This is a genomic window from Pseudomonas sp. Irchel s3a18 (genome assembly GCF_900187535.1).
Taxonomy (GTDB): Bacteria; Pseudomonadota; Gammaproteobacteria; order Pseudomonadales; family Pseudomonadaceae; genus Aquipseudomonas.
Map to the genome: position 1 here is coordinate 1 of NZ_FYDV01000030.1, position 23,559 is coordinate 23,559.

At 60.8% G+C, this 23,559-nt stretch carries 22 protein-coding genes and 1 other RNA gene; 5 read left to right on the forward strand and 18 right to left on the reverse strand.

Annotation, left to right across the window (positions count from 1 at the left end; genetic code table 11):
- The coding region (locus tag CKW29_RS24960; protein ID WP_141234428.1) for a transposase at nucleotides 1-120 on the forward strand (120 nt) is incomplete at its 5' end.
- A 57-nt stretch (nucleotides 121-177) separates the two neighbouring features.
- Here CKW29_RS24960 and lpxC read toward each other — a convergent pair.
- The 18 genes from lpxC to rsmI all read right to left on the reverse strand — a co-directional run bounded on the left by lpxC (nucleotide 178) and on the right by rsmI (nucleotide 19,763).
- Complete coding sequence (gene lpxC / locus CKW29_RS24965; protein ID WP_008016709.1) at nucleotides 178-1,089, reverse strand: UDP-3-O-acyl-N-acetylglucosamine deacetylase; 912 nt, start codon at nucleotides 1,087-1,089, stop codon at nucleotides 178-180.
- Between the two features lie 112 nt (nucleotides 1,090-1,201).
- The gene (gene ftsZ, locus CKW29_RS24970) at nucleotides 1,202-2,395 is read right to left on the reverse strand and encodes a cell division protein FtsZ (RefSeq protein WP_095146655.1); all 1,194 of its coding nucleotides are present in this window, start codon (nucleotides 2,393-2,395) and stop codon (nucleotides 1,202-1,204) included.
- Between the two features lie 76 nt (nucleotides 2,396-2,471).
- Entirely contained in the window at nucleotides 2,472-3,734 is a 1,263-nt protein-coding gene (gene ftsA / locus CKW29_RS24975; protein ID WP_095146656.1) for a cell division protein FtsA, read from the reverse strand.
- Nucleotides 3,735-3,748: 14 nt separating this feature from the next.
- Entirely contained in the window at nucleotides 3,749-4,615 is an 867-nt protein-coding gene (locus CKW29_RS24980; RefSeq protein ID WP_095149301.1) for a cell division protein FtsQ/DivIB, read from the reverse strand.
- 4 nt (nucleotides 4,616-4,619) lie between these two features.
- Entirely contained in the window at nucleotides 4,620-5,588 is a 969-nt protein-coding gene (locus CKW29_RS24985) for a D-alanine--D-alanine ligase (RefSeq protein ID WP_095149302.1), read from the reverse strand.
- Nucleotides 5,585-7,045 carry a UDP-N-acetylmuramate--L-alanine ligase gene (gene murC, locus CKW29_RS24990; protein ID WP_095146659.1) on the reverse strand — a complete coding sequence of 487 codons (1,461 nt, stop codon included), beginning with the start codon at nucleotides 7,043-7,045 and terminating at the stop codon, nucleotides 5,585-5,587. Before murC ends, CKW29_RS24985 begins: the two co-directional genes overlap by 4 nt.
- A complete protein-coding gene (gene murG / locus CKW29_RS24995) occupies nucleotides 7,038-8,108 on the reverse strand; it encodes an undecaprenyldiphospho-muramoylpentapeptide beta-N-acetylglucosaminyltransferase (protein WP_095146660.1) in 1,071 nt (356 codons plus the stop codon). The genes murC and murG overlap by 8 nt, the downstream gene beginning before the upstream one ends.
- Nucleotides 8,098-9,315: a putative lipid II flippase FtsW gene (ftsW, locus tag CKW29_RS25000; protein ID WP_095146661.1), complete on the reverse strand. Its 1,218-nt coding sequence runs from the start codon at nucleotides 9,313-9,315 to the stop codon at nucleotides 8,098-8,100. The genes murG and ftsW overlap by 11 nt, the downstream gene beginning before the upstream one ends.
- Nucleotides 9,312-10,673, reverse strand: a complete 1,362-nt coding sequence (gene murD / locus CKW29_RS25005) for a UDP-N-acetylmuramoyl-L-alanine--D-glutamate ligase (RefSeq protein WP_095149303.1) — start codon at nucleotides 10,671-10,673, stop codon at nucleotides 9,312-9,314. Before murD ends, ftsW begins: the two co-directional genes overlap by 4 nt.
- Nucleotides 10,674-10,678: 5 nt before the next feature.
- Nucleotides 10,679-11,761: a phospho-N-acetylmuramoyl-pentapeptide-transferase gene (gene mraY / locus CKW29_RS25010; RefSeq protein ID WP_095146663.1), complete on the reverse strand. Its 1,083-nt coding sequence runs from the start codon at nucleotides 11,759-11,761 to the stop codon at nucleotides 10,679-10,681.
- Nucleotides 11,761-13,128, reverse strand: coding sequence for a UDP-N-acetylmuramoyl-tripeptide--D-alanyl-D-alanine ligase (gene murF / locus CKW29_RS25015; protein ID WP_095146664.1), 1,368 nt, complete (start codon nucleotides 13,126-13,128; stop codon nucleotides 11,761-11,763). Before murF ends, mraY begins: the two co-directional genes overlap by 1 nt.
- Entirely contained in the window at nucleotides 13,121-14,584 is a 1,464-nt protein-coding gene (locus CKW29_RS25020; protein WP_095149304.1) for a UDP-N-acetylmuramoyl-L-alanyl-D-glutamate--2,6-diaminopimelate ligase, read from the reverse strand. Before CKW29_RS25020 ends, murF begins: the two co-directional genes overlap by 8 nt.
- Nucleotides 14,584-16,323, reverse strand: coding sequence for a penicillin-binding protein 2 (locus CKW29_RS25025; protein WP_176465346.1), 1,740 nt, complete (start codon nucleotides 16,321-16,323; stop codon nucleotides 14,584-14,586). Before CKW29_RS25025 ends, CKW29_RS25020 begins: the two co-directional genes overlap by 1 nt.
- Complete coding sequence (ftsL, locus tag CKW29_RS25030) at nucleotides 16,323-16,616, reverse strand: cell division protein FtsL (protein ID WP_095079819.1); 294 nt, start codon at nucleotides 16,614-16,616, stop codon at nucleotides 16,323-16,325. Before ftsL ends, CKW29_RS25025 begins: the two co-directional genes overlap by 1 nt.
- A complete protein-coding gene (rsmH, locus tag CKW29_RS25035) occupies nucleotides 16,613-17,560 on the reverse strand; it encodes a 16S rRNA (cytosine(1402)-N(4))-methyltransferase RsmH (protein WP_371850661.1) in 948 nt (315 codons plus the stop codon). Before rsmH ends, ftsL begins: the two co-directional genes overlap by 4 nt.
- Nucleotides 17,557-18,012 (reverse strand): division/cell wall cluster transcriptional repressor MraZ, encoded by a 456-nt coding sequence (gene mraZ / locus CKW29_RS25040; RefSeq protein WP_019693566.1) that lies wholly within the window; start codon nucleotides 18,010-18,012, stop codon nucleotides 17,557-17,559. Before mraZ ends, rsmH begins: the two co-directional genes overlap by 4 nt.
- A 449-nt stretch (nucleotides 18,013-18,461) precedes the next feature.
- Nucleotides 18,462-18,815, reverse strand: an RNA gene (gene rnpB, locus CKW29_RS25045) — RNase P RNA component class A.
- A 75-nt stretch (nucleotides 18,816-18,890) separates the two neighbouring features.
- Complete coding sequence (gene rsmI / locus CKW29_RS25050) at nucleotides 18,891-19,763, reverse strand: 16S rRNA (cytidine(1402)-2'-O)-methyltransferase (RefSeq protein ID WP_095146667.1); 873 nt, start codon at nucleotides 19,761-19,763, stop codon at nucleotides 18,891-18,893.
- Between the two features lie 209 nt (nucleotides 19,764-19,972).
- Between rsmI and CKW29_RS25055 the strand changes: the two genes are divergently transcribed.
- From CKW29_RS25055 to CKW29_RS25070, 4 genes are all read left to right on the forward strand, one after another.
- On the forward strand, nucleotides 19,973-21,784 hold the full coding sequence (locus tag CKW29_RS25055) for a penicillin-binding protein activator (protein ID WP_095146668.1): 1,812 nt from the start codon (nucleotides 19,973-19,975) through the stop codon (nucleotides 21,782-21,784).
- A complete protein-coding gene (locus tag CKW29_RS25060; RefSeq protein WP_095146669.1) occupies nucleotides 21,784-22,146 on the forward strand; it encodes a YraN family protein in 363 nt (120 codons plus the stop codon). The genes CKW29_RS25055 and CKW29_RS25060 overlap by 1 nt, the downstream gene beginning before the upstream one ends.
- Nucleotides 22,147-22,247: 101 nt before the next feature.
- Complete coding sequence (locus tag CKW29_RS25065) at nucleotides 22,248-22,841, forward strand: phosphoheptose isomerase (RefSeq protein ID WP_007904374.1); 594 nt, start codon at nucleotides 22,248-22,250, stop codon at nucleotides 22,839-22,841.
- Nucleotides 22,838-23,416 (forward strand): BON domain-containing protein, encoded by a 579-nt coding sequence (locus CKW29_RS25070; RefSeq protein WP_095079811.1) that lies wholly within the window; start codon nucleotides 22,838-22,840, stop codon nucleotides 23,414-23,416. The genes CKW29_RS25065 and CKW29_RS25070 overlap by 4 nt, the downstream gene beginning before the upstream one ends.
- Nucleotides 23,417-23,559: the final 143 nt, after the last annotated feature.

The window sequence follows — 23,559 nt, forward strand, 5'->3', positions numbered from 1 at the left end:
ACGGGTCAGTTGGAAGGTATCAACAATCGAATAAAGGTCATCAAGCGGGTGGCGTACGGTTACCGGGATAGCGAATTCTTTTTCATGAAGATCAAGAGCGTCTTTCCCGGTAATCCGTGAAGAACCATAAAAAAAGGCCACCCGAAGGCAGCCTTTAAAAACTAGAGAGGTTTTTACTTACACAGCCGCAACAGGGCGCATGTAAGAGATCGGTGCAGTGCTGGCGTCTTCGAAGGTCACGACTTCCCAAGCATCTGTCTGCTCAATCAATTTGCGCAGAAGCTGGTTGTTCAGTGCATGGCCCGACTTGAAGCCTTTGAACTCACCAATCAGGCTATTGCCCAGTAGGTAGAGGTCACCAATGGCATCGAGGATCTTGTGCTTCACGAATTCGTCTTCATAGCGAAGGCCGTCTTCGTTCAGTACACCATCAGCGTCGACCACGATGGCGTTTTCAACGCTACCGCCGAGTGCGAGGTTGTGCTTGCGCAGGTACTCGATATCACTCATGAAACCAAAGGTCCGGGCGCGGCTGACTTCTTTTACGAACGAAGTGCTGGAAAAATCCACGCTGGCACTTTGAGTGCGGTCACGAAACACCGGGTGATCGAAATCGATCTCGAAACTCACTTTGAAACCGTCGAAAGGGACGAAAGTGGCGCGCTTGTCGCCGTCTTCCACTGTCACTTCACGCAGGATCCGGATGAACTTCTTGGCTGCGTCCTGTTCTTCCAGGCCAGCCGATTGAATCAGGAATACGAAAGGTCCAGCGCTACCATCCATGATCGGGACTTCGGACGCGGAGAGCTCGACGTAGGCGTTATCGATGCCCAGGCCAGCCATGGCCGAGAGCAAGTGCTCTACCGTGTCCACTTTGACGTCACCGTTGACCAGTGTCGTCGACATAGTGGTTTCGCCAACGTTTTCCGCGCGAGCAGGAATCTGCACCACAGGGTCAAGGTCAGCACGACAAAACACAATGCCAGTGTCTACAGGCGCAGGCTTGAGGGTCAGGTAAACCTTCTCCCCGGAGTGCAGGCCGACACCTGTGGCACGGATAATATTCTTCAGGGTGCGTTGTTTAATCATGGCATGGGCCGCTTCAGCGCAAATTGCGAACTGGTATCAACAAAGGCTGGCGATAATAGCAGACCAGACCTTTGCTGAACACCAATCACCCTAATACCCCTGATACATTTCATCAATCGGCCTGACGACGCAGGAATGCCGGGATGTCCAGGTAGTCCAGATCGTCTTGCGGATTGAGCTTCGCCGCCGCTGCCGCACCGGCCTGAGCCTGGTTGCGCATCACGGTTGGGCGATCCAGGTCGCGGTAGTTCACCGACGGCATTTCCTGACGTGCGGCATGGGCTGGAGCCGTTGCTGTGGTCATGGAAGTGTGAACGGTGTTGTCGATGACCTTCACAGGTTTCTCGATTTTAGCACCCAGGCCGGTGGCAACCACAGTCACGTGCAGTTCATCGCGCATGTCCGGATCGATAACGGTACCGACCTTGACCATGGCGTGCTCGGAAGCGAAGGCTTCGATGATGCTACCCACGTCGGAGTACTCACCCAGGGACAGGTCAGGACCGGCGGTGATGTTCACCAGGATGCCGCGTGCACCTTGCAGGTTCACGTCTTCGAGCAACGGGTTGCGGATCGCCGCTTCGGTCGCTTCACGCGCACGGTTAGGACCGCTGGCGCAGCCAGTGCCCATCATGGCCATGCCCATTTCGCTCATGACCGTACGTACGTCGGCAAAGTCGACGTTGATCATGCCTGGACGCTTGATGATGTCGGAGATACCGCGAACGGCACCGGCCAGAACGTCGTCAGCCTTGGCGAAAGCCGACAGCAGGCTTGCGTCCTTGCCCAGGATGGTCAGCAGCTTCTCGTTGGGAATGGTGATCAACGAGTCAACGCTTTCGGAGAGCATGCGGATGCCTTCGTCGGCGATCTGCATACGCTTGCGGCCTTCGAACGGGAACGGGCGGGTCACCACCGCAACGGTGAGGATCCCCATTTCCTTGGCCACTTCGGCAATGATCGGAGCCGCACCGGTACCGGTACCGCCGCCCATGCCGGTGGTGATGAACACCATGTTGGTGCCGGCCAGCACTTCAGCAATGCGCTCACGGTCTTCCAGGGCGGCCTGACGACCGACCTCAGGGTTCGCGCCGGCACCCAAGCCTTTGGTCACGCCGGTGCCCAGTTGCAGGATGGTCCGCGCGCCGATGTTTTTCAGCGCCTGGGCATCAGTGTTGGCGCAGATGAACTCAACGCCTTCAATGTTGCTCTTGACCATGTGATTGACAGCGTTGCCGCCGCCACCGCCAACACCGATAACTTTAATAACCGGGCTTGCGGGGATGTTGTCTACGAGTTCGAACATTTTCCCTCTCCTTCATTTCTCTAGTTTTTTCGCCTACTGCGCCTACTGCGTGTTGCGTACCGCTTGAATCTACTGCTTAAAAATTGCCCTGGACCCAGCTTTTGATGCGATCAAGCAACGGGCCCTTGGCCTCTTCGTTGCTGTAGCTGTCGCGGTTGCTGCTGATCCCCGAGAAGGAAATGCCGTCGGACTGCTTTTGCAGGCCGTACATCAGCAAACCAACGCCGGTTGAATAAATCGGGTTACGCACCACATCGTCCAGCCCCTTGACGCCATGGGGCACGCCCAGACGAACCGGCATGTGGAAAATCTCTTCGGCCAGCTCGGTGGCACCTTCCATCTTCGAGGTACCGCCGGTCAGCACGATGCCGGCCGGAATCAGGTCTTCGTAGCCACTGCGACGCAGTTCGGCCTGGATCAGGGTGAACAGTTCGTCGTAACGCGGCTCGACCACTTCGGCCAGGGCCTGGCGGGACAGCTCGCGCGGCGGACGGTCACCGACACTCGGAACCTTGATGGTTTCACCGGCGCCGGCCAGCTTGGCCAGGGCGCAGGCGTAGCGAATCTTGATTTCTTCGGCGTACTGGGTCGGGGTGCGCAACGCCATGGCGATGTCGTTGGTCACCTGGTCACCGGCAATCGGGATCACTGCGGTATGACGAATCGCGCCTTCTGTGAAGATCGCGATGTCGGTGGTACCGCCGCCGATGTCCACCAGGCACACGCCCAGCTCTTTCTCGTCGTCGGTCAGTACCGAGTACGCGGACGCCAGTTGCTCGAGGATGATGTCGTCGATTTCCAGGCCACAGCGACGCACGCACTTTTCAATGTTCTGTGCCGCGTTCACCGCGCAGGTCACCACGTGGACCTTGGCTTCCAGACGCACGCCGGACATGCCCAGCGGCTCACGCACGCCTTCCTGGTTATCGATCACGTAATCCTGCGGCAAGGTGTGCAGTACCCGCTGGTCGGCCGGAATCGCCACGGCCTGGGCGGCGTCGAGGACGCGCTCAAGGTCGGCCGAGCTGACTTCGCGATCACGAATCGCCACGATACCGTGGGAGTTCAGGCTGCGAATGTGATTGCCGGCCACGCCGACGAACGCCGAGTGGATCCGGCAACCGGCCATCAGTTGCGCTTCTTCGATCGCACGCTGGATGGACTGCACGGTGGACTCGATATTCACCACCACGCCCTTCTTCAGGCCGCGGGACGGGTGTGTACCGATCCCGACGATTTCCAGCTGGCCATCGGCCGCGACCTCGCCTACCAGCGCCACCACCTTGGAGGTGCCGATATCCAGACCGACGATCATTTTGCCGCTTTGCACGTTTGCCATGGTCCTGCCTCTTCTCAATTCTTCGCGACGGCGGGTTGGGCCGTCGTGGGCGCTACAGGTTCCCGCCAGCCGACGGCAAGGCCGTTGGCATAACGCAGGTCGATGCGCGCAATGTTCGTAATCTGTTCTTTAAGCGTCTTGTCATAGATGGCAAAGAAGCGGCGCATCTTTTCCACCAGCTTGCCGCGGCCCAACAACAACTCGATCCCCGGTCCCGAACTGCCGGCACCCGTGGTCAGGAACCAGCTGCCGCGTTCACGCAACTCCAGCCGGGCAATCGAAAAACCCAAAGGCCTGAGCATCTGGCTCAACACCTGGTACTGCTGCATCACCTGCTGCTGGGCCCGCTGCGGGCCGAACAACTGTGGCAAATGCTCGTAGTTGGCCAACTCGCGCGGCGTAAACGCCTGGCCCTGGTTGTTCAGCAATGCCTCATCGCCCCAGCGGGCCACGGGCAGTTGTTCTTCCAGGCGAATCACCACCTGGTCCGGCCAGACGCGACGCACTTCGGCGTGGGCGATCCATGGCATCTGCTCGAGCTCGGTGCGCATGCTCGCCAGGTCGATGGTGAAGAAGCTCGCCGCCACGTACGGAGCGATCCGCTGCTGCACCGCTTGCTGGCTGATGTAGCTCAAGTCGCCCTGCACGTTGATCCGGGTGATCGGCCGGTCGGCGTACGGCATCAAGCGTTGTGCGCCTTCGTAGGTACCGAACCCCAGGGCCACCAGCAGCACGGGCCAGAACACGGCTTTGAGAAAAGCGAAATTGGCTTTGGGCAGGCGCACCGACATCGGCTCTTTGGCCACCATTCGGCTGGCACCCCGCGGCACCGGCTTGCGGCCGGGTGCGGGTGGCTGATGACGTAGATGGGCGCCTTGCATGGCCTTAACCTCGCAGCTCTTCGTTGCCGGTAACGCTTGCCGCCAGGATCGCCAACACCAACTGTTGGAAATCCAGGCCTGCTGCCCGTGCCGCCATTGGCACCAGGCTGTGATCGGTCATGCCCGGTGCGGTGTTGACTTCCAGGAACCAGAACTGCCCATCGGCGTCCTGCATCACGTCTGCCCGCCCCCAACCGGCGATGCCCAGCGCCTCACAGGCTTTCGCCGTAAGGTCCATGAGCTCTTGTTCCTTGGCACTGTCGAGGCCACACGGGATCCGGTACTGGGTATCGGAAGCCAGGTACTTGGCGTCGTAGTCATAGAAAGTGTGCGGCGTCCCCAGGGCAATCGGTGGCAACACCTGGTCACGCAGCATGGCGATGGTGAACTCCGGACCTTGAATCCATTGCTCAACCAGAACTTGCGAATCGTAGGCACTGGCCGCTTTCCAGGCGTCGGTCAACTCAGACGCTGATGTCACTTTGGCCATACCGATACTTGAACCTTCATGCGCCGGTTTGACGATCAAAGGGAAGCCCAGTTCCGTCGCCGCCAAAATACAGTCGGCTTCGCTGCTCAATACCGCATGACGTGGCGTCGGAATGCCCAGGGTGTGCCAGACCTGCTTGGTGCGCAGTTTGTCCATGGCCAGGGCCGAAGCCAGGATGCCGCTGCCGGTGTAGGGAATGCCGAGGCACTCCAGCAGGCCCTGCATGCTGCCGTCTTCACCGCCACGGCCGTGGAGAATGATGAACGCGCGGTCGATCTTTTCACTGAGCAGGCGCTGCAGGAAGTCGTCCCCGACGTCGATGCCGAAGGCGTCCACGCCGGCGCTTTGCAGGGCGTCAAGCACAGCGTTACCGGACTTGAGCGAGACTTCGCGTTCAGCGCTTTTACCACCGAACAGCACGGCAACACGGCCGAACTCTTTCGGGGCGATGGTCGAGAACAGGTTGGCGTAGGCTGCAGTCATTTCAACTTCCCCTCGCTAGGCGCGACAATGGCACCCGCGAACAACGGACTCTTCAACAGTTTCGGCGCAAGGCCGCCAATATCGCCGGCGCCCTGGCACAGCAGGATGTCGCCGGCACGCAGCAACGGTTTGACCAGTGGCGCGAGGTCGACGCCGCGCTCGATGTAGATCGGGTCGAGCTGGCCGCGCTGGCGAATGCTGTTGCACAATTTGCGGCTGTCCGCGCCCGGGATCGGCTCTTCGCCGGCCGGGTAGACTTCCATCAGCAGCAGGACGTTGGCGTCAGCCAGTACATTGACAAAATCGTCGTACAGGTCGCGGGTGCGGCTGTAACGGTGTGGCTGGTAGACCATCACCAGGCGGCGCTCCGGCCAGCCACCGCGGACGGCCTTGATCACCGCGGCGACTTCGGTCGGGTGGTGACCGTAGTCGTCGACCAGCATCACGCTGCCGTCTTCGACCGGCAGTTCGCCGTACACCTGGAAGCGTCGGCCAACGCCCTGGAAGCCCGACAGGCCCTGGACGATGGCTTCATCGCTGACCCCTTCGTCCGTGGCGATGCAGATGGTCGACAGGGCATTGAGGACGTTGTGGTTGCCCGGCATGTTCACCGACACATCCAGCGGCTCACGGTCAGGACGCAGCACCGTGAAGAAGGTCTGCATGCCCTGCTGGCGAACATTGATGGCGCGCACGTCGGCTTCTTCGCTGAAACCGTAAGTGACCGTCGGGCGCTTGACCTGTGGCAGGATTTCACGAACCACCGGATCGTCCAGGCACAACACCGCCAGACCGTAGAACGGCAGGTTGTGCAGGAACTCGACGAAGGTTTTCTTCAGTTTGTTGAAGTCACCGCCGTAGGTCGCCATGTGGTCGGCGTCGATGTTGGTGACCACGGCCACCAGCGGCTGCAAGTGCAGGAAGCTGGCGTCGCTTTCATCGGCTTCGGCGATCAGGTAGCGGCTGGTGCCCAGCTGGGCATTGGTGCCGGCTGCATTCAGGCGGCCACCGATCACGAACGTCGGGTCCAGGCCACCGGCGGCGAACACCGAAGCGATCAGGCTGGTGGTGGTGGTCTTGCCGTGGGTACCGGCCACTGCGATGCCATGGCGGTAGCGCATCAGCTCGGCCAGCATCTCGGCACGTGGCACCACCGGAATGCGGCGCTCCAGCGCGGTCGCGACTTCCGGGTTGGAGGTATTCACGGCGCTCGACACCACCAGCACATCGGCGCTCGCGCTGTTCTCGGCGCGGTGGCCGATGAAGATCTGTGCGCCGAAGGACTCCAGGCGCTCGGTCACCGGCGAGGCCTTCAGGTCGGAACCGGACACTTCATAGCCCAGGTTCAACAACACTTCGGCGATCCCGCACATGCCCACACCGCCGATACCGACGAAGTGGATACGACGGATGCGGCGCATTTCAGGTTGCGGCATGGCTTTCTGACTCTCAACCATGAACCACCTCCAGGCAGATATCGACCACGTTACGGGTTGCATCGGGTTTGGCCAGGCGACGAGCGGCGCTGGCCATGTCGTTGAGTCGTTGTGGTTGCATCAAGACCTCTGTCAGGCGTGCAGCGAGATCCGCTGCGCCAGTCGTTCTTTGCGGCATCAGGAAGGCGGCGCCTTCACGAGCCAAATAATCGGCGTTGCGGGTCTGGTGATCGTCGATCGCGTGGGGCAAAGGCACCAGCATCGAGGGCAGACCGGCAGCGGCCAGCTCACTGACAGTCAGCGCGCCTGCGCGACAGACCACCAGGTCGGCCCAGCCATAGGCTTGGGCCATGTCTTTGATGAAAGGCTGCACCTGCGCCTCGACGCTGGCGGCGCGATAGCGCTCGGCAGTCACTTCATCGTGATTTTTTCCGGCCTGATGAAACACTTCCGGTCGCAGTTCGGCAGGCACCTGCGACAGGGCTTCAGGCAGCAATTTGTTCAACGGTTCTGCGCCCAGGCTACCGCCCAGGATCAACAAGCGCGCTTTACGTCCGGCCAGGGCTGGACGTTGTGTTTCGAGGAACAACTCGGCGCGTACCGGATTACCGGTGGTACGCCGGCTGCCACTGGCAGCAAAGGTGTCCGGGAAAGCTTCGCAGACTCGTGCGGCCAACGGCACCAGCAGCCGATTGGCGGTACCGGCGACGGCATTCTGTTCGTGAACGATCACCGGGACCCCGGCCAGCCTCGCTGCCACGCCACCGGGACCGGTGACATAGCCGCCAAAGCCCAGTACGCAGACCGGCTTGAGCTGACGGATGACCTGGCGCGCCTGCCAGATCGCCTTGAGCAGGACAAAGGGCGCCTTGAGCAGCGACAGCTTGCTCTTGCCGCGCAGGCCACTGACGTTGATCAGGTGCAACGGCAGGCCCGCGTTCGGGACCAGCTCGTTTTCGATCCCGCGCGGGGTGCCGAGCCAGTGCACGGTGTAGCCACGGGCCTGAAACTCGCGGGCACAGGCCAGCGCCGGGAACACGTGGCCACCGGTGCCGCCCGCCATGATCAGCACGTTAGCGCCCATGGGTCGGCTCCTCGGCAAAATCGCTCTCCTTGAATTCAATCTCTTCGCTGCCCAGGTGGGTCCGACTCTCCCACTCGATGCGCAGTAACAGGCCAAGGCAGGCGCTGCAGATCACCAGCGAGCTGCCGCCGTAGCTGAGAAACGGCAAAGTCAGGCCCTTGGTCGGCAGCAGGCCGACGTTCACTCCGATATTGATCAGAAACTGACCGATCCACAGGAACGACAAACCGTAGGCCACGTAGGCGGCGAAATACTGCTTGGCCTTCTCGGCCCACAAGCCGATGTACATGCCACGAATACAGACAAAGGCGAACAGCGCTACCGTGCACAACGAACCTATAGCGCCCAGTTCTTCGGCCAATACCGAGAACACGAAGTCGGTGTGGGCTTCCGGCAGGTAGAACTGTTTCTGCACACTGTTGCCCAAGCCAACGCCCAGCCATTCGCCGCGACCGAAAGCGATCAAGGCTTGAGACAACTGATAGCCAGCACCGAACTGGTCAGCCCACGGGTCGGCAAAGTTGGTCAGGCGCGCCATTCGATACGGTTGCATTTGGATCAACAACACCACCGCCCCGACCGCCAGGACAACCATCAGGGAAAAACGGAACAGCCCGACCCCACCGAGAAACAGCATTGCCGCAGCGGCCCCCATCATCACGACGGTGGCGCCAAAGTCCGGCTCCATCAGCAACAGGCCCGCCATCGGCAGCAGTACGATGAACGGCTTGAAGAAGCCCATCCAGCTTTCACGCACTTCTTTCTGACGACGCACCAGATAACCGGCGAGGTAGATCACCACGAACACCTTGGCGATCTCGGAAGGCTGAACGTTGAAGAAGCTGAAGCCGATCCAGCGCATCGAACCGTTCACTTCACGACCGATCCCCGGGATGATCACCATCACCAGTAGACCGAACGCGCCAATCAGCATCACCCAGCCCAGGCGTTGCCAGGTAGCGATCGGAATCATCATGGTGACGATGCAGGCAGCAAGGCCCAGCACCACGTAGATAAGGTGGCGAATCATGTAATACAGGGCACTGCCCGACTGCGCCGCCGCCACCTCGGTCGATGCCGATGCAATCATGATCAGCCCGAGACCGAGCAGCGTCAGGCAGCCGGCGAGCATCGGGAAGTCAAGGTCGATGCCACGCCCGGTGATGAGCGGCGACGGGTACGGCTTGATGATGTCTTTCAGGTTCATACCACGTCCTCCCCGGCCAATGCGTTCACGGCCTGGACGAACTGGTGACCACGGTCTTCGTAGTTCTTGAACATGTCGAAACTGGCGCACGCCGGCGACAGCAGCACTACGTCGCCCGGTTGGGCTGCGGCACGGCATTGCGCCACGGCGTCAACCAGGGAACCCGCGCGAATCAGCGGTACGGCATCGCCGATGGCCTCGCCGATCTTGTCGGAATCACGGCCCATCAAGATCACGGTGCGGCAGTTGGCCGCCACCGGATCGCGCAGGTCCTTGAACTCGGCACCCTTGCCGTCACCACCGGCGATCAGCACGATCTTGCCGTCGATGTCCGCGCCCAGGCCTTCGATCGCAGCCAGGGCCGCTCCGACGTTGGTGGCTTTGGAATCGTTGTAGTAACCGACGCCATCCAGGTCACGCACCCACTGGCAACGGTGTTCGAGGCCGGCGAAGTTACGCAGCGCCGAAAGCATCGCATCGAACGGAAGGCCGACCGCATGACCGAGCGCCAGCGCCGCCAGGGCGTTGGACTGGTTGTGGGCGCCGCGAACTTTCAACTCGCGCACCGGCATCAGGTTCTGGAATTCGAAGGCCAGGTACTTCTCGCCGTCTTCTTCACGGATACCGAAGGCCTTGAAGTCAGGTTTGCTCAAGCCGAAGGTCCAGCAGGGCTGGCCTTCGCCCATCAGTGGACGGCTCAGGGCGTCCTGACGGTTGACCACGAACTGCCTGGCGCCACGGAAGATCCGATGCTTGGCCAGGTGGTAGGCCGGCAGGCCGCTGTAGCGGTCCATGTGGTCTTCGCTGATGTTGAGCACGGTGGCCACTTCAGCGTTGAGCTGATCGGTGGTTTCCAGCTGGAAGCTCGAGAGCTCCATCACGTACAGCTCGACGTCGTCGCTCAGCAGGTCGAGTGCCGGCGTGCCGAGGTTGCCGCCCACGGCCACGCGCTTGCCGGCGGCGGCCGCCATGTCGCCGACCAGGGTGGTCACGGTGCTTTTCGCGTTGGAACCGCTGATGGCGACAATCGGCGCCTTCGCGTTACGCGCGAACAGCTCGATGTCACCGGACAATTTCACCCCTCGGGCCGCAGCCGCCTGCAGGGCGGGTGTCGCCAGGGCCAGGCCAGGGCTCACGTAGAGCTCGTCGGCGCGGCAGAGGAATTCGACGTCCAGCTCGCCACAACGCACTTCCACGTGCGGGTAGTCACGGCGCAGCGTGACCAGCTCCGGTGGATTTTCCCGCGTATCGGCCACTGCAAACGCCACGCCCCGGTTCGCCAGGAAGCGAACCAGGGACATGCCGCTCTTGCCGAGGCCGACAACGATGCGGAAGTGGTCAGAAGCGATCAGAGACACTCGTTCTACCTCAGCTTCAGGGTGGCAAGGCCAATCAGCACGAGAATCACGGTGATGATCCAGAAACGGACGATCACGCGCGGCTCGGGCCAGCCCTTGAGTTCAAAGTGGTGGTGAATCGGCGCCATGCGAAACACGCGGCGACCGGTCAGCTTGAAAGAAGCCACCTGGATCACCACCGACAGGGTTTCCATCACGAACACACCGCCCATGATGAACAGGACGATTTCCTGGCGGACGATCACCGCGATGGTGCCCAAGGCCGCGCCCAGCGCCAGTGCGCCGACGTCGCCCATGAAGACTTGCGCCGGGTAGGTGTTGAACCAGAGGAAGCCCAGGCCGGCACCGATCAACGCACCGCAGAACACAATCAACTCACCCGCGCCCGGAACATAAGGGATCAGCAGGTATTCGGCGAACTTCACGTTACCCGACAGGTAGCAGAAGATTCCCAGCGCGCCGCCCACCATCACGGTCGGCATGATTGCCAGGCCGTCGAGGCCGTCGGTCAGGTTGACCGCGTTGCTGGAGCCGACGATCACGAAATAGGTCAGCACGATGAAACCGGCGCCCAGCGGAATGCTGTAGTCCTTGAGCATCGGCAGGATCAGGGTGGTTTCCACCGGTGTGGCGGCGGTCATGTACAGGAAAATCGCCGCGCCCAGGCCAAACACCGACTGCCAGAAGTATTTCCAGCGACTGGGCAGGCCACGGGAGTTTTTCTCGATGACCTTGCGGTAGTCGTCAACCCAGCCGATGGCGCCGAACAGCAGGGTCACCAACAACACGACCCAGACATAACGGTTGCTCAGGTCGGCCCAGAGCAAGGTGCTGACAGCGATGGCCGACAGGATCAGCGCGCCGCCCATGGTCGGGGTGCCCGATTTGGACAGGTGCGATTGCGGGCCGTCGTGACGGACCGATTGGCCGATCTGACGGTGCTGCAGGGTGCGGATCATCCACGGGCCGAAGCACAGCGACAGTACAAGCGCGGTCAGTACACCGAGAATCCCGCGCAGGGTCAGGTACTGAAAGACCGCGAAGCCCTTGTAGAACTGTTGCAAGTACTCCGCTAGCAGCAGCAGCATTAATGTTTCTCCCCGCTCGAACCGCACAAGGCCGCGACGACGTTTTCCATCGCAGCGCTGCGCGAGCCCTTGATCAAAATAGTGGTGTTTGTATCGTGTTCGGCGCCCAGCGCCGCAATCAGATCCGCCTGGTTGGCGAAATGACGAGCCTGTTCACCGAAGGCTGCGACGGCATGCGCCATCATCGGGCCTACTGCGTAAAGTGCGGAAACCTTGCCGCTGGCATACGCGCCAACTTCGCGGTGCCCCTGCTCCGCCCACTCGCCCAACTCGCCAATATCCCCGAGCACCAGGACGGTGCGACCGGAAAAGCCGACCAGTATATCAACGGCAGCGCACATGGAGGTGGGGTTTGCGTTGTAAGTATCATCAATTACGCGCATGCCGTTGGTCGCCAGCTGCGCAACCGCGCGCCCCTTGACCGGTTGCACGGCATTCAGGCCGCTGGTGATACCGGACAGCGATACACCCAGGGCATGAGCGGCCGCGGCAGCTGCCAGGGCATTGGCCACGTTATGGGCACCCAGCAGATTCAATTGAACATGCGCGATACCCAGCGGGCTGTGCAGGGTGAACGATGGGCAGCCACGTGCATCGCGATCCAGGCCGCTGGCGTGGAAATCGGCACGGCTGTCGTCCAGGGAAAATGTCAGCACCTGACGGCCGGCCGCGCGCTTTTCCCAGATGACAAAGGCCTTGTCGTCGAGATTCAGGACGGCGACGCCATCAGTGTCCAGCCCTTCGAGAATCTCGCCCTTGGCTTCGACGATTTTCTCCGGCCCGCCAAACTCGCCAACGTGGGCGGTACCGGCATTGTTGATGATCGCGACATGCGGCTTGGTCAGGCCGACGGTGTAGGCAATCTCGCCGATGCGCGAGGCGCCGAGTTCGATAACGGCTGCGGTATGTTCCGGGGCCAGTTCGAGCAAGGTCAACGGCACGCCGAGGTCGTTGTTCAGGTTGCCACGGGTCGCCAGCACCGGGCCACGCGTGCGCAGGATGCTCGCGAGCATTTCCTTGACCGTGGTCTTGCCGCTGGAACCGGTGATCGCCGCCACTGGATGCGGGTACGCGGCACGGTTCAGCGCGCCGAGCTGGCCCAACGCCTGGCGCGCATCCTTGACCAGTAACTGCGCCAGGGTGGCGTTGGCCACTTCACGCTCGACCACGGCGGCAACCGCGCCTTTGGCGGCCACGTCGTTCAGGTAGTCATGACCATCAAAGCGCGGACCGGTCAGCGCAATGAACAGTTGGCCAGGCTGGATCGCCCGGCTGTCGATGCTGACTCCGTCAAAATGGCTGTCTACGGACAGTACGCGGCCTGCCAATGGGCCTGCCACTTCGCTGAGTTTCAAGGCCTTAAGCACGGGCCACCTCCCATGCGGTCAAGGCATGATCGGCCTCGACCAGATCAGAGAAGTCATGGCGTTCGCCGTTGATTTCCTGGTAATCCTCGTGACCTTTGCCGGCCAGGACAATCACATCATCGGCGCTGGCACCGGCAATCAGCTCGGCAATTGCCCGACCGCGACCGGGAACGAAACGAACCTTATCCACAGCGGAAAAACCGACGCGAATATCATCGAAAATCTGCGCGGGGTCTTCGGTGCGCGGATTGTCATCGGTCACCAGCACGCCATCGGCCAGGCGTTCAACCACTTCGGCCATCAACGGACGCTTGCCCCGATCGCGATCGCCGCCGCAACCGAACAGGCAGAGCAGCTTGCCCTTGGCGTGCGGACGCAAGGCCATCAGGACTTTTTCCAGCGCATCCGGGGTGTGGGCATAATCGACCACCACCAAGGGTTGGCTGCCACCGCCCAAGCGCTGCATGCGACCGGCCGGACCCTCGAGTTTTGGCAGCACACGCAGAATTTCATCCAGCGCGTAGTCCAGCCCCAGCAGTGCGCCTACCGCGGCCAGCACGTTGCTCAGGTTGAATCGCCCCAGCAAGGTGCTACGCAGATGGTGTTCGCCCTGTGGCGTCACCAGCGTGGCGCGTACGCCTTCGTCGTCGAACGCAGCTTCACGGCAATACAGGTAGGCACTGGAATCTTCCAGGCTATAGGTAATCAGCCGCGACTCACCCTTGTCAGCAACCAGCGTCCGACCGAACTCGTCATCGAGGTTGATGACCCGGCACTTCAAGTCGTTCCAGCCGAACAGCCTGGCTTTCGTCTCGCCGTAGGCTTGCATGGTGCCGTGGTAATCCAGGTGATCGCGCGACAGGTTGGTGAGCACGGCCACATCAAATGCCAGCGCGCTGACTCGGCCTTGATCCAGGCCATGGGAAGACACTTCCATGGCCACGGCCTTGGCACCGGCCTTTTTCAGGTCAGCCAGGGTGGCCTGAACGGCGATGGGGTTCGGCGTGGTGTGCAGGCCGCTTTCCAGCGCGCCATGGAAACCGCTGCCCAAGGTGCCCACGATGCCGCAGTGTTGCCCCAGCAGGTCCAGCGCTTGCGCGACCAGTTGGGTCACACTGGTTTTACCGTTGGTGCCGGTCACGCCAATCAGGTTCAGGTGACGGCTCGGCTCGCCATAAAAGCGCCCGGCGATATCGGACAGCTGCGCGGCCAGGCCCTTCACCGGAATCAATGGCACGTCGGTAATCGGCAGGACGGTTGCCCCTTCGACTTCATACGCCACCGCCGCCGCACCGCGCTGCAGCGCATCGGCAATGTGCGCACGGCCGTCGAACTTGCCGCCAGGCACGGCAAGGAACAGGTCGCCTGCCCGCACGCTACGGCTGTCCAGGGTCAGTTCGCGGATCAGCAGGTCATGACCTGCGTGGGCAAAAATCTTGTTCAGGCTAAGAGACATCAGCCGCGCCCTCCGTTGGCTTTAACTGGAATAGCCGGTGTTGCATTGGCTGTTTGGGTCGGTGGCAGGTTGTCCGGGGTGATGTTCATCAGGCGCAGGGTGCCGGACATCACTTTGCTGAACACCGGCGCAGAAACCAGGCCACCGTAGTAGCCGGCCTTGCTCGGTTCATCAATCACGACAACGATCGCGAAACGCGGATCGCTCATCGGGCCGAAGCCGGCGAACAGCGAACGATAGGAGTTTTCGGCATAGCCTTTGGTGCCCACCGAGGTCTTACGCGCAGTACCTGACTTGCCGCCCACGTGATAGGCCGGTACTTGTGCACGGAACACACCGCGCGGAGCCTCGATCACCTGCTGCAACATGCCCTGCATGGTTTTGGCCACGCTTTCCGGCATCACCTGGGCGGCTTGCGGGGGCTTGTCGGTCTTGATCAGGGTCAGCGGTGCGAGACGGCCGTTGTTGGCCAGCGCCGAAAACGCATGGACCAGTTGGATGGCCGTCACCGAAATACCGTAGCCATAGGACAGTGTCGCGGTCTCGGCCTTGCGCCATTCGCGGTAGTTCGGCAGGTTGCCGACCCGCTCGCCCGGGAAGCCCAGGCCGGTGTCCTGGCCCAGGCCAATCCGCTGGGCAAGACGGAAAATGGTTTCGCCGCCGATATCGAAGGCGATCTTGCTCATGCCCACGTTACTGGAGTTGATCAGGATCCCGGTCAGGTCCAGTACCGGGCCTTCTGTCTTGGAAACGTCGCGGATGGTGTATTTGCCCAGCTGCAGCGTGCCCGGGTACACCTCGACGGTGTCACTCGGCTTCCAGCGACCGGATTCCAGCGCGGCGCTCATGGAGATCGCCTTCATGGTCGAACCTGGCTCGAACACGTCGATCATCGCGCGGTTACGCATCATCGCCGGTTGCAGGTTACGGCGGTTGTTCGGGTTGTAGGTTGGCTGGTTGACCATGGCGAGGATCTCGCCGGTCTTCACGTCCATGATCACCAGGCTGCCGGCCTTGGCGCCGTTCTCGATGATGGCGTTACGCAACTCGCGGTTAGCCAGGTATTGCAGGCGCAGGTCAATGGACAACGCCAAGGGCTTACCGGCCTTGGCGTTTTTGGTCACCTGAACGTCTTTGATCAACCGGCCGCGCCGGTCCTTGATGACCTGACGCTTTCCGGGAACGCCCGCCAGCCATTCGTCATAGGCCAGTTCCACCCCTTCACGACCGTGATCGTCGATATCGGTAAAGCCAACCATATGGGCGGTGACTTCACCGGCCGGGTAGAAACGCCGGAACTCTTCAATGCCATAGACACCGGGCACCTTGAGGTCGAGCACGAGCTGGCCCTGCTCGGGGGTCAACCCGCGCACCAGATAGATGAATTCCTTGTTGGCCTGGGCTTCCAGGCGCTCGGTCAGGGCTTTCGGGTCCTGGCCCAGGGCAGCCGCCAGCGCCGGCCATTTTTCCTTGGCCGTTTGCATTTCCTTGGCATTGGCCCACAAGGTCGTGACCGGGGTACTCACGGCCAAGGGTTCACCGTTGCGGTCGGTGATCAGGCCACGGTGAGCTGGAATGGGAATGTGACGAAGACTGCGCGCATCGCCCTGCCCCTTGAGGAAGTCGCGATCGATGACCTGCAGGTCGATGATGCGCCAGGCAATCGCCGCCACCATGATGCCGAGCAAGCCCAGCACCAGGCGAAAACGCCAGGGAAACAGCGCGCCTTCGAGTTTCATCATGGCGCCACCATTCGCACTTCAGCCGCGCCCGGGATGTGCATTTTCAGTTGTTCGGTGGCCAGTACTTCGATACGGCTGTGGGCCGTCCAGGTACTTTGCTCGAGGATCAGGCGACCCCACTCTGCCTGTGCCTTGTCACGCACGCTCAACTCGTTGTACAGCGAGTTGAGCAGCTGACGATTCCAGTGGGCGCTGTAGGACACCGCGATCGCGGACATCAGCACGCCAACAAACAGCAGCAGCATGAAAAAGCTGCCGCCTGGAAGAGGCTTGGCAAAGAGCTTGCTCACCGCAGCTTCTCCGCGACGCGCATGACGGCGCTACGCGAACGTGGGTTGGCTTTGAGCTCGGCTTCGCCGGCGAACTGCGCTTTGCCATGGATTTTGATTTTCGGCACAAAGGCTTCGAAACGTACCGGCAGGTTGCGCGGCAGGTTATCGGTTTCACCCTTGACCAGTTTGCGCATGAACAACTTGACGATGCGGTCTTCCAGCGAGTGGAAGCTGATCACCACCAGACGACCACCGACTTCCAGCGCCTCGAGCGCCGCTTCAAGACCGGTTTCAAGGTCGCCCAGTTCGTTGTTGACGTGAATCCGCAGGCCCTGGAATGCACGGGTGGCAGGGTTCTTGCCTTTTTCCCAGGCCGGGTTGGCCACTTTCAGGACTTCGGCCAGATCCCCGGTGCGCTCGAACGGCTTGATGTCGCGACGCTCGGCCACGGCACGGGCCATGCGACCGGAAAAACGTTCTTCGCCGTATTCCTTGAATACGCGGGCAATTTCTTCGACAGGCGCGGTGTTGACGAACTCGGCCGCACTGATCCCGCGGGACGGGTCCATGCGCATGTCCAGCGGGCCGTCATTGAGGAAGCTGAAGCCGCGTTCGGGATCGTCGAGCTGTGGCGAAGACACCCCCAGGTCAAGCAGAACGCCGCTGACCTTGCCGGCCAGGCCGCGCTCGGCCACTTCCGAACCCAGCTCGGCAAAGCTGCGCTGCACAACGACAAAGCGGCCGTCTTCGGCCGCTAGCGTTTGCCCGGTGGCAATCGCTTGAGGATCCTTGTCGAATCCCAGCAACCGGCCATCTGGACCAAGCTGGCTGAGTATCAGGCGGCTATGACCGCCGCGCCCGAAGGTGCCATCGAGATAGCACCCATCAGGGCGTACGGCGAGAGCCTCGACGGCTTCGTCAAGCAGTACGGTGATGTGGTTAAAGCCGCTATCAATAGTCACAGGATCAAATCACGCAGTTCATCAGGCATGGCGCCCGGTTGTTGAATAGCAGCCAGGTCAGCAGCAGACACTGCATCCCAGGCATCCTCGTCCCACAATTGGAACTTGTTCAGTTGGCCTACCAGCATTGCGCGCTTATCCAACTTGGCGTATTCGCGCAGACGCGGCGGAACCAGAAAACGACCACTGCCATCGAGTTCGAGATCGACGGCATTACCAATCAGCAAGCGTTGCAAACGACGGTTTTCTTCGCGCAGCGAAGGCAGTGCGCGCAGTTTGGTTTCAATCAGCTCCCACTCATCGAGGGGGTAAACGCACAAACAAGGGTCAACGGCATCAATCGTTACGATTAACTGCCCCGAACTTCGCGAAACGAGCTCGTCACGATACCGGCTCGGCATGGCGAGACGGCCTTTTGCATCGAGACTAATAGCGTTGGCTCCGCGAAACACGTTAGCGTTTCTCCAAATTTTAGCGTTTTACGCTCAAAAAACCCACTTCATGCCACTTTTCGCCACTTGTGCACACTATAGGAATGCGCCTACCACACCGTCAAGGCGCGGATCGTAGGAAAAGCCTTACAGATCGGAGATTTAGAGGCGCAAAAGAAGAGGTTACGAGTATTTGACGGGGGATTGAGCTCGACAACTTGAAGCAGCACTGAAGGCTACGTTCAGAAGTTAAAGTAATTTGTTAAGAGTAAGATTTTTTTGGTATTACAAAAGCGCGTCTGCTATTGATTCAAGCAGGGTGGGTAATGGCTACTACGGGCGCCTCTGCAAACGGGGTCCTGCGGGACGGTCTATCGACATTAAACTTATCACCGCCAGCCACTTGAACGCTAGCCAGTCGATAGTACCAAGCCTCTCTGCCTGTGGCTCAGGCAGAGAAGATAAATAAGGTGGAGAGTCGATCTGTAAGCCGGGTTCTGTCTTGAACAGTCATTCGTCTACGATGGCCATCACTGGACACCTTTAGCAACCTACCCGGTCCCAGCGCGGGCCACGCCTTGGGACCCTATTTGGTCTTGCTCCAAGTGGGGTTTACCTAGCCACGAACTGTTGCCAGTCGTGCGGTGCGCTCTTACCGCACCTTTTCACCCTTACCGGCACCGAAGTGCTTAGGCGGTTATTTTCTGTGGCACTTTCCGTAGGCTCGCGCCTCCCAGGCGTTACCTGGCACTTCGCCCTATGGAGCCCGGACTTTCCTCCCCCCCCTAATTTTCATAGAGGGCAGCGACTGTCCGATCGACTCTCCGCCGCGAAGGTTAACGGCACAACGCCCGAAGAACAAGCAATAAAAGCCTTTTACCGCTCTACAGCCCGCGCGCTTACTCGCCTTTCTGCTTTTCCAGGGCCACTTGATAAAGCACGTTCTTGCGCTCACCGGTTATTTGCGCCGCCAGGGCTGCCGCACGCTTGAGGGGCATCTCCTCGAGCAACAGATTGAGGACACGCATCGCCTCACTGCTGACCGCGTCCTCGCTTTCCGGGGCCGTCCAGCCAGCCACCAATACCACGCACTCGCCGCGCTGCTGATTGCTGTCGGCCTCGACGAAGGCACGCAACTCGGCCAACGGCAGCCCCTTGAGCGTCTCGAAGGTCTTGGTCAGCTCACGCGCCAGCAACGCCGGACGGCCTGCGCCAAACACCTGTTCCATGTCCTGCAGGCACTCCAGAATCCGGTGCGGCGCCTCGTAAAAGATCAAGGTGCGCGGTTCTTCCTTTATAGACTCCAGACGCGCACGACGCCCAACGGCCTTGGCCGGCAGGAAACCCTCGAAGATAAAGCGGTCCGACGGCAGCCCCGCCGCAGACAATGCCGCAATCAACGCGCAAGCACCCGGAACCGGGACTACATTAATACCGGCCGCCCGCGCCTGACGCACCAGGTGATAACCGGGATCAGAGATCAGTGGAGTACCCGCGTCAGAAATCAGCGCGACGTTGTCGCCTGCCAGCAAACGCGTAATGAAGCGACTGCCCTCATCGCGCTCGTTGTGCTCATGGCAAGCGGCCAAAGGCGTACCAATCCCGAAATGTTGCAGTAACCGCAAGGAGTGACGGGTATCTTCAGCTGCGATCAACGCCACCTCACGCAAGATTTTCAGCGCGCGGGCACTGATGTCATCCAGGTTGCCGATGGGCGTCGCCACCACATAAAGCGAGCCAGCAGCGGAATTCAAAGCACCTGGAGCAGTCAAAGCGCACACCTCATGGTTGGTAAAACCGCCATTGTAGCGCGTAGTAGCCCCTCGGATGAGCGTCACTGTCGTCATTGGACACCCGCCACTGTTGAGCCCCGTAACATTTACACGACCTAAATTGAACGTTTCACACCAGCAACATCGCGCCCCGGCCAGCGCTTGGGTACAATTCCACGCTAATTTGATCGAGTATCAGGAACACTTACATGATCGCTTGCCTGCGGCTGTTCACTGCCCTCTGCCTTGCTGCCTTGCTGGCGGCTTGCGCCAGCTCGCCCTCGTCCAGTCTTGGCGACCTTCCACGGACTGCGGATGCCAGTATCGAGCAACTGCTCGAACAGGCCGCCACCTCAGACAATCCGGAAAAGGCTGCCCTGCTGCGCCTGAGCGCCGCCGACCTGGCCTACCGTCAAGGTAACGCCGACCAGTCCGCGCAAATACTTCAACAGGTTCCAGTGCAACAGCTGAAGCCCGGCCAACAGGTCTTCGCCAGCACCCTGGCGGCGGAACTGGCCATGACTCGCAACCAGCCCAAGGCGGCGCTAACCGCCCTGAGCCATCCAAGCCTGCAACGCCTGGACGAGTTGCCCGACGAGCAGCAAGTGCGCACCGGCACCGTCCGCGCCCGCGCCCTCGAAGCCGATGGCCAGACCCTGGCCGCCGTCCGCCAGCGCATCGCCATTGCACCGATGCTCGAAGGTGACGCCGCCAGCAAGAACCATGAGGCCATCTGGGGACTTATCGCGTCCCTACCAACCGATCAACTGCAACCGATCACCGACGACGAACTCGGTGGCTGGATGAGCCTGGCCGTGGCGGTGAAAACCGCGGGCACGCTGGAACTGCAACAGGCTGCCATCGAGCAATGGCGTGCCCAGCACCCGGAACACCCGGCCGCCATTCAACTGCCTCTGCCCCTGACCCAGCTCAAGCAACTGGCCAGCCAGCCCGTCAGCAAAATCGCCCTGCTGCTGCCCCAGGAAGGCCCGTTGGCCTCGGTGGCCAAGGCCCTGCGCGAAGGCTTCATGGCCGCTCACTATCAGGCTCAACAGGCCGGACAGAAGCCACCAGCCATCGAGTTTTATGACAGCTCGCGTCTGACCTCGCTGGACGACTTCTATCGCAAGGCGCAGGCCGATGGGGTGCAACTGGTTGTTGGCCCACTGGAAAAACCACTGGTCAAACAACTCAGCGCCCGCCCACAACTGCCCATCACCACCCTGGCACTGAACTACAGCGAAGGCGATCAAGTCCCCGCCCAACTGTTCCAGTTCGGCCTGGCCGCCGAGGACGAAGCCCGCGAAGTGTCCCGTCGCGCACGGGCCGACGGCCTGCATCGCGCCGCCGTCCTGGTACCAAAAGGCGAATGGGGCGATCGCGTCCTCAAGGCGTTCAGTCAGGACTGGCAAGGCAACGGCGGCACCATCATCGGTGTCGAACGTGTCGACCAGCCCGTGCAACTGGCCCAGCAAATCGCCGACCTGTTCCAGCTGCGCCAGAGCGAAGGTCGCGCCAAGAGTCTGCAAAGCACCCTGGGCTCCCAGGTCGCCGCACAACCTTCGCGTCGCCAGGACATCGAGTTCATCTTCCTAGCCTCGACCCCGCAACAGGCCCAACAGATCAAGCCCACGCTGAACTTCCAGTACGCGGGCGACGTACCGGTCTACGCCACGTCCCATGTGTACAGCGCCAGCGGCGACCAGAACCAGTACAACGACATGAATGGCATTCGCTTCTGCGATACCCCATGGCTGCTGAACATCAATGATCCGCTGCGCCAGCAAGTGACCGCTCAATGGCCGCAAGCCAGTGGCAGCCTGGGCCGCCTGTATGCCATGGGTGTCGATGCCTACCGCCTGGCTCCACGCCTGGGTCAGCTCAAGGCATTGCCTGACAGCACCATCGAAGGCCAATCGGGCAACCTGAGCATGAGCCCGACACAGCGTATTCAACGTCAGTTGCCTTGGGCACAGTTCGTCAACGGGCAGGTTCAGCGCCTGCCAGACACCCAACGTTAATGCCTGACAGGTCACGCCAACAACGCGGGCGAGATGCTGAAAGCCAGGCGCTCCAGCATCTCCAGCAACAGGGCCTATGCCTCCTGGCGCAGAACTGGCTGTGTAAACGCGGTGAGCTTGATCTGGTCATGCTTGACGGCGATACAGTAGTATTCGTCGAAGTCCGCTACAGACAAAACACCCAATGGGGTGGCGCGCTCGGCAGCATCGATGCGCGCAAGCGTCAAAAACTGATTCTCGCCGCGCAGTACTTTCTGCAAAGCGAGTCGCGCTGGGCCGATTCCCCCTGCCGCTTTGATGTAGTTGCCATAGACAGCACCGCAACACAGCTGAACTGGCTACGGAATGCCTTTGATAGCTGACCGCTCTCGGGCAAGGCCGCCTTTAACCCAATACTTTTGCTCTTTGCTTTGCGGGCCGCACTTTGCCGTGCCACCAAGCCGCGCCACTTAAGGTCACACAGATGGACATGCAATCCCGAATTCGCCAGCTTTTTCAGGCCAGTATCGATACCAAGCAACAGGCGATGGACGTACTTGCACCGCACATCGAGCAAGCCAGCCAAGTGATGGTCAACGCCCTGCTCAACGAAGGCAAAATGCTTTCGTGCGGTAATGGCGGTTCGGCCGGCGACGCACAGCATTTCTCTTCCGAATTGCTTAACCGTTTCGAGCGCGAGCGCCCAAGCCTGCCAGCCATCGCACTGACCACCGACAGCTCGACGATCACCTCGATCGCCAACGACTACAGCTACAACGAAATATTTTCCAAGCAAATCCGTGCACTGGGCCAACCCGGCGACGTATTGCTGGCGATTTCCACCAGCGGCAACTCGGCCAACATTATTCAAGCGATCCAGGCCGCACATGATCGCGAAATGATTGTCGTAGCATTGACCGGTCGCGACGGCGGCGGCATGGCCTCGCTGCTTTTGCCTGAAGACGTCGAAATTCGCGTACCGGCCAACGTCACCGCACGCATTCAAGAAGTTCACCTGCTGGCGATCCACTGCCTCTGCGACTTGATCGACAGCCAATTGTTCGGGAGTGAAGAATGACCCTTAATCGCCTCGGCCTTGTGGCCCTGACCCTGAGCCTTGCCATCAGCGGCTGCACCTCGATGGTGAGCGCCAGCCGTGAAAGCCCTATTCAAGATGACCGTGGCACTCGCACCTTCGGTAGCAAGATCGACGACTCCCTGATCGAAACCAAGGTCGGCGTGAACGTGGCCAAGGCCAACCCGGACCTGGATCGCAACTCGCACATCGTCGTGACCAGCTTCAACGGCGTCGTGCTGCTCGCCGGACAAACACCCCGCTCCGACCTCAAGGCTCAAGCCGAGCAGGCCGCGGCTGCCGTCCAGCGGGTCAAGACCGTGCATAACGAACTGCAAGTGATGCAGCCTTCGTCGTTGCTGGCCCGTAATAACGACGCCTGGCTGACCACCAAGATCAAAGCCCAGATGCTCACCGACCCGAGCATTCCCGGCTCACGCATCAAGGTCGTGACCGAGAATGGCATCGTCTACTTGCTGGGCCTGCTGACCAAGCAGGAAGCCGCCCAGGCGACCAATTTGGTACAGGGTGTTTCCGGCGTACAAAAGATTGTGAAGCTGTTCGAGTACATCGATTGATGTAACCCGAACGCCAGATCGAGTAGGAGGCGGTTTCACAACCGCCGTCCTCTCACACCACCGTACATACGGTTCCGTATACGGCGGTTCAGGTTATGCGGCTAAGCCGGTTAATCGTTTCCAGTATTGAGACAAGCCCCAGC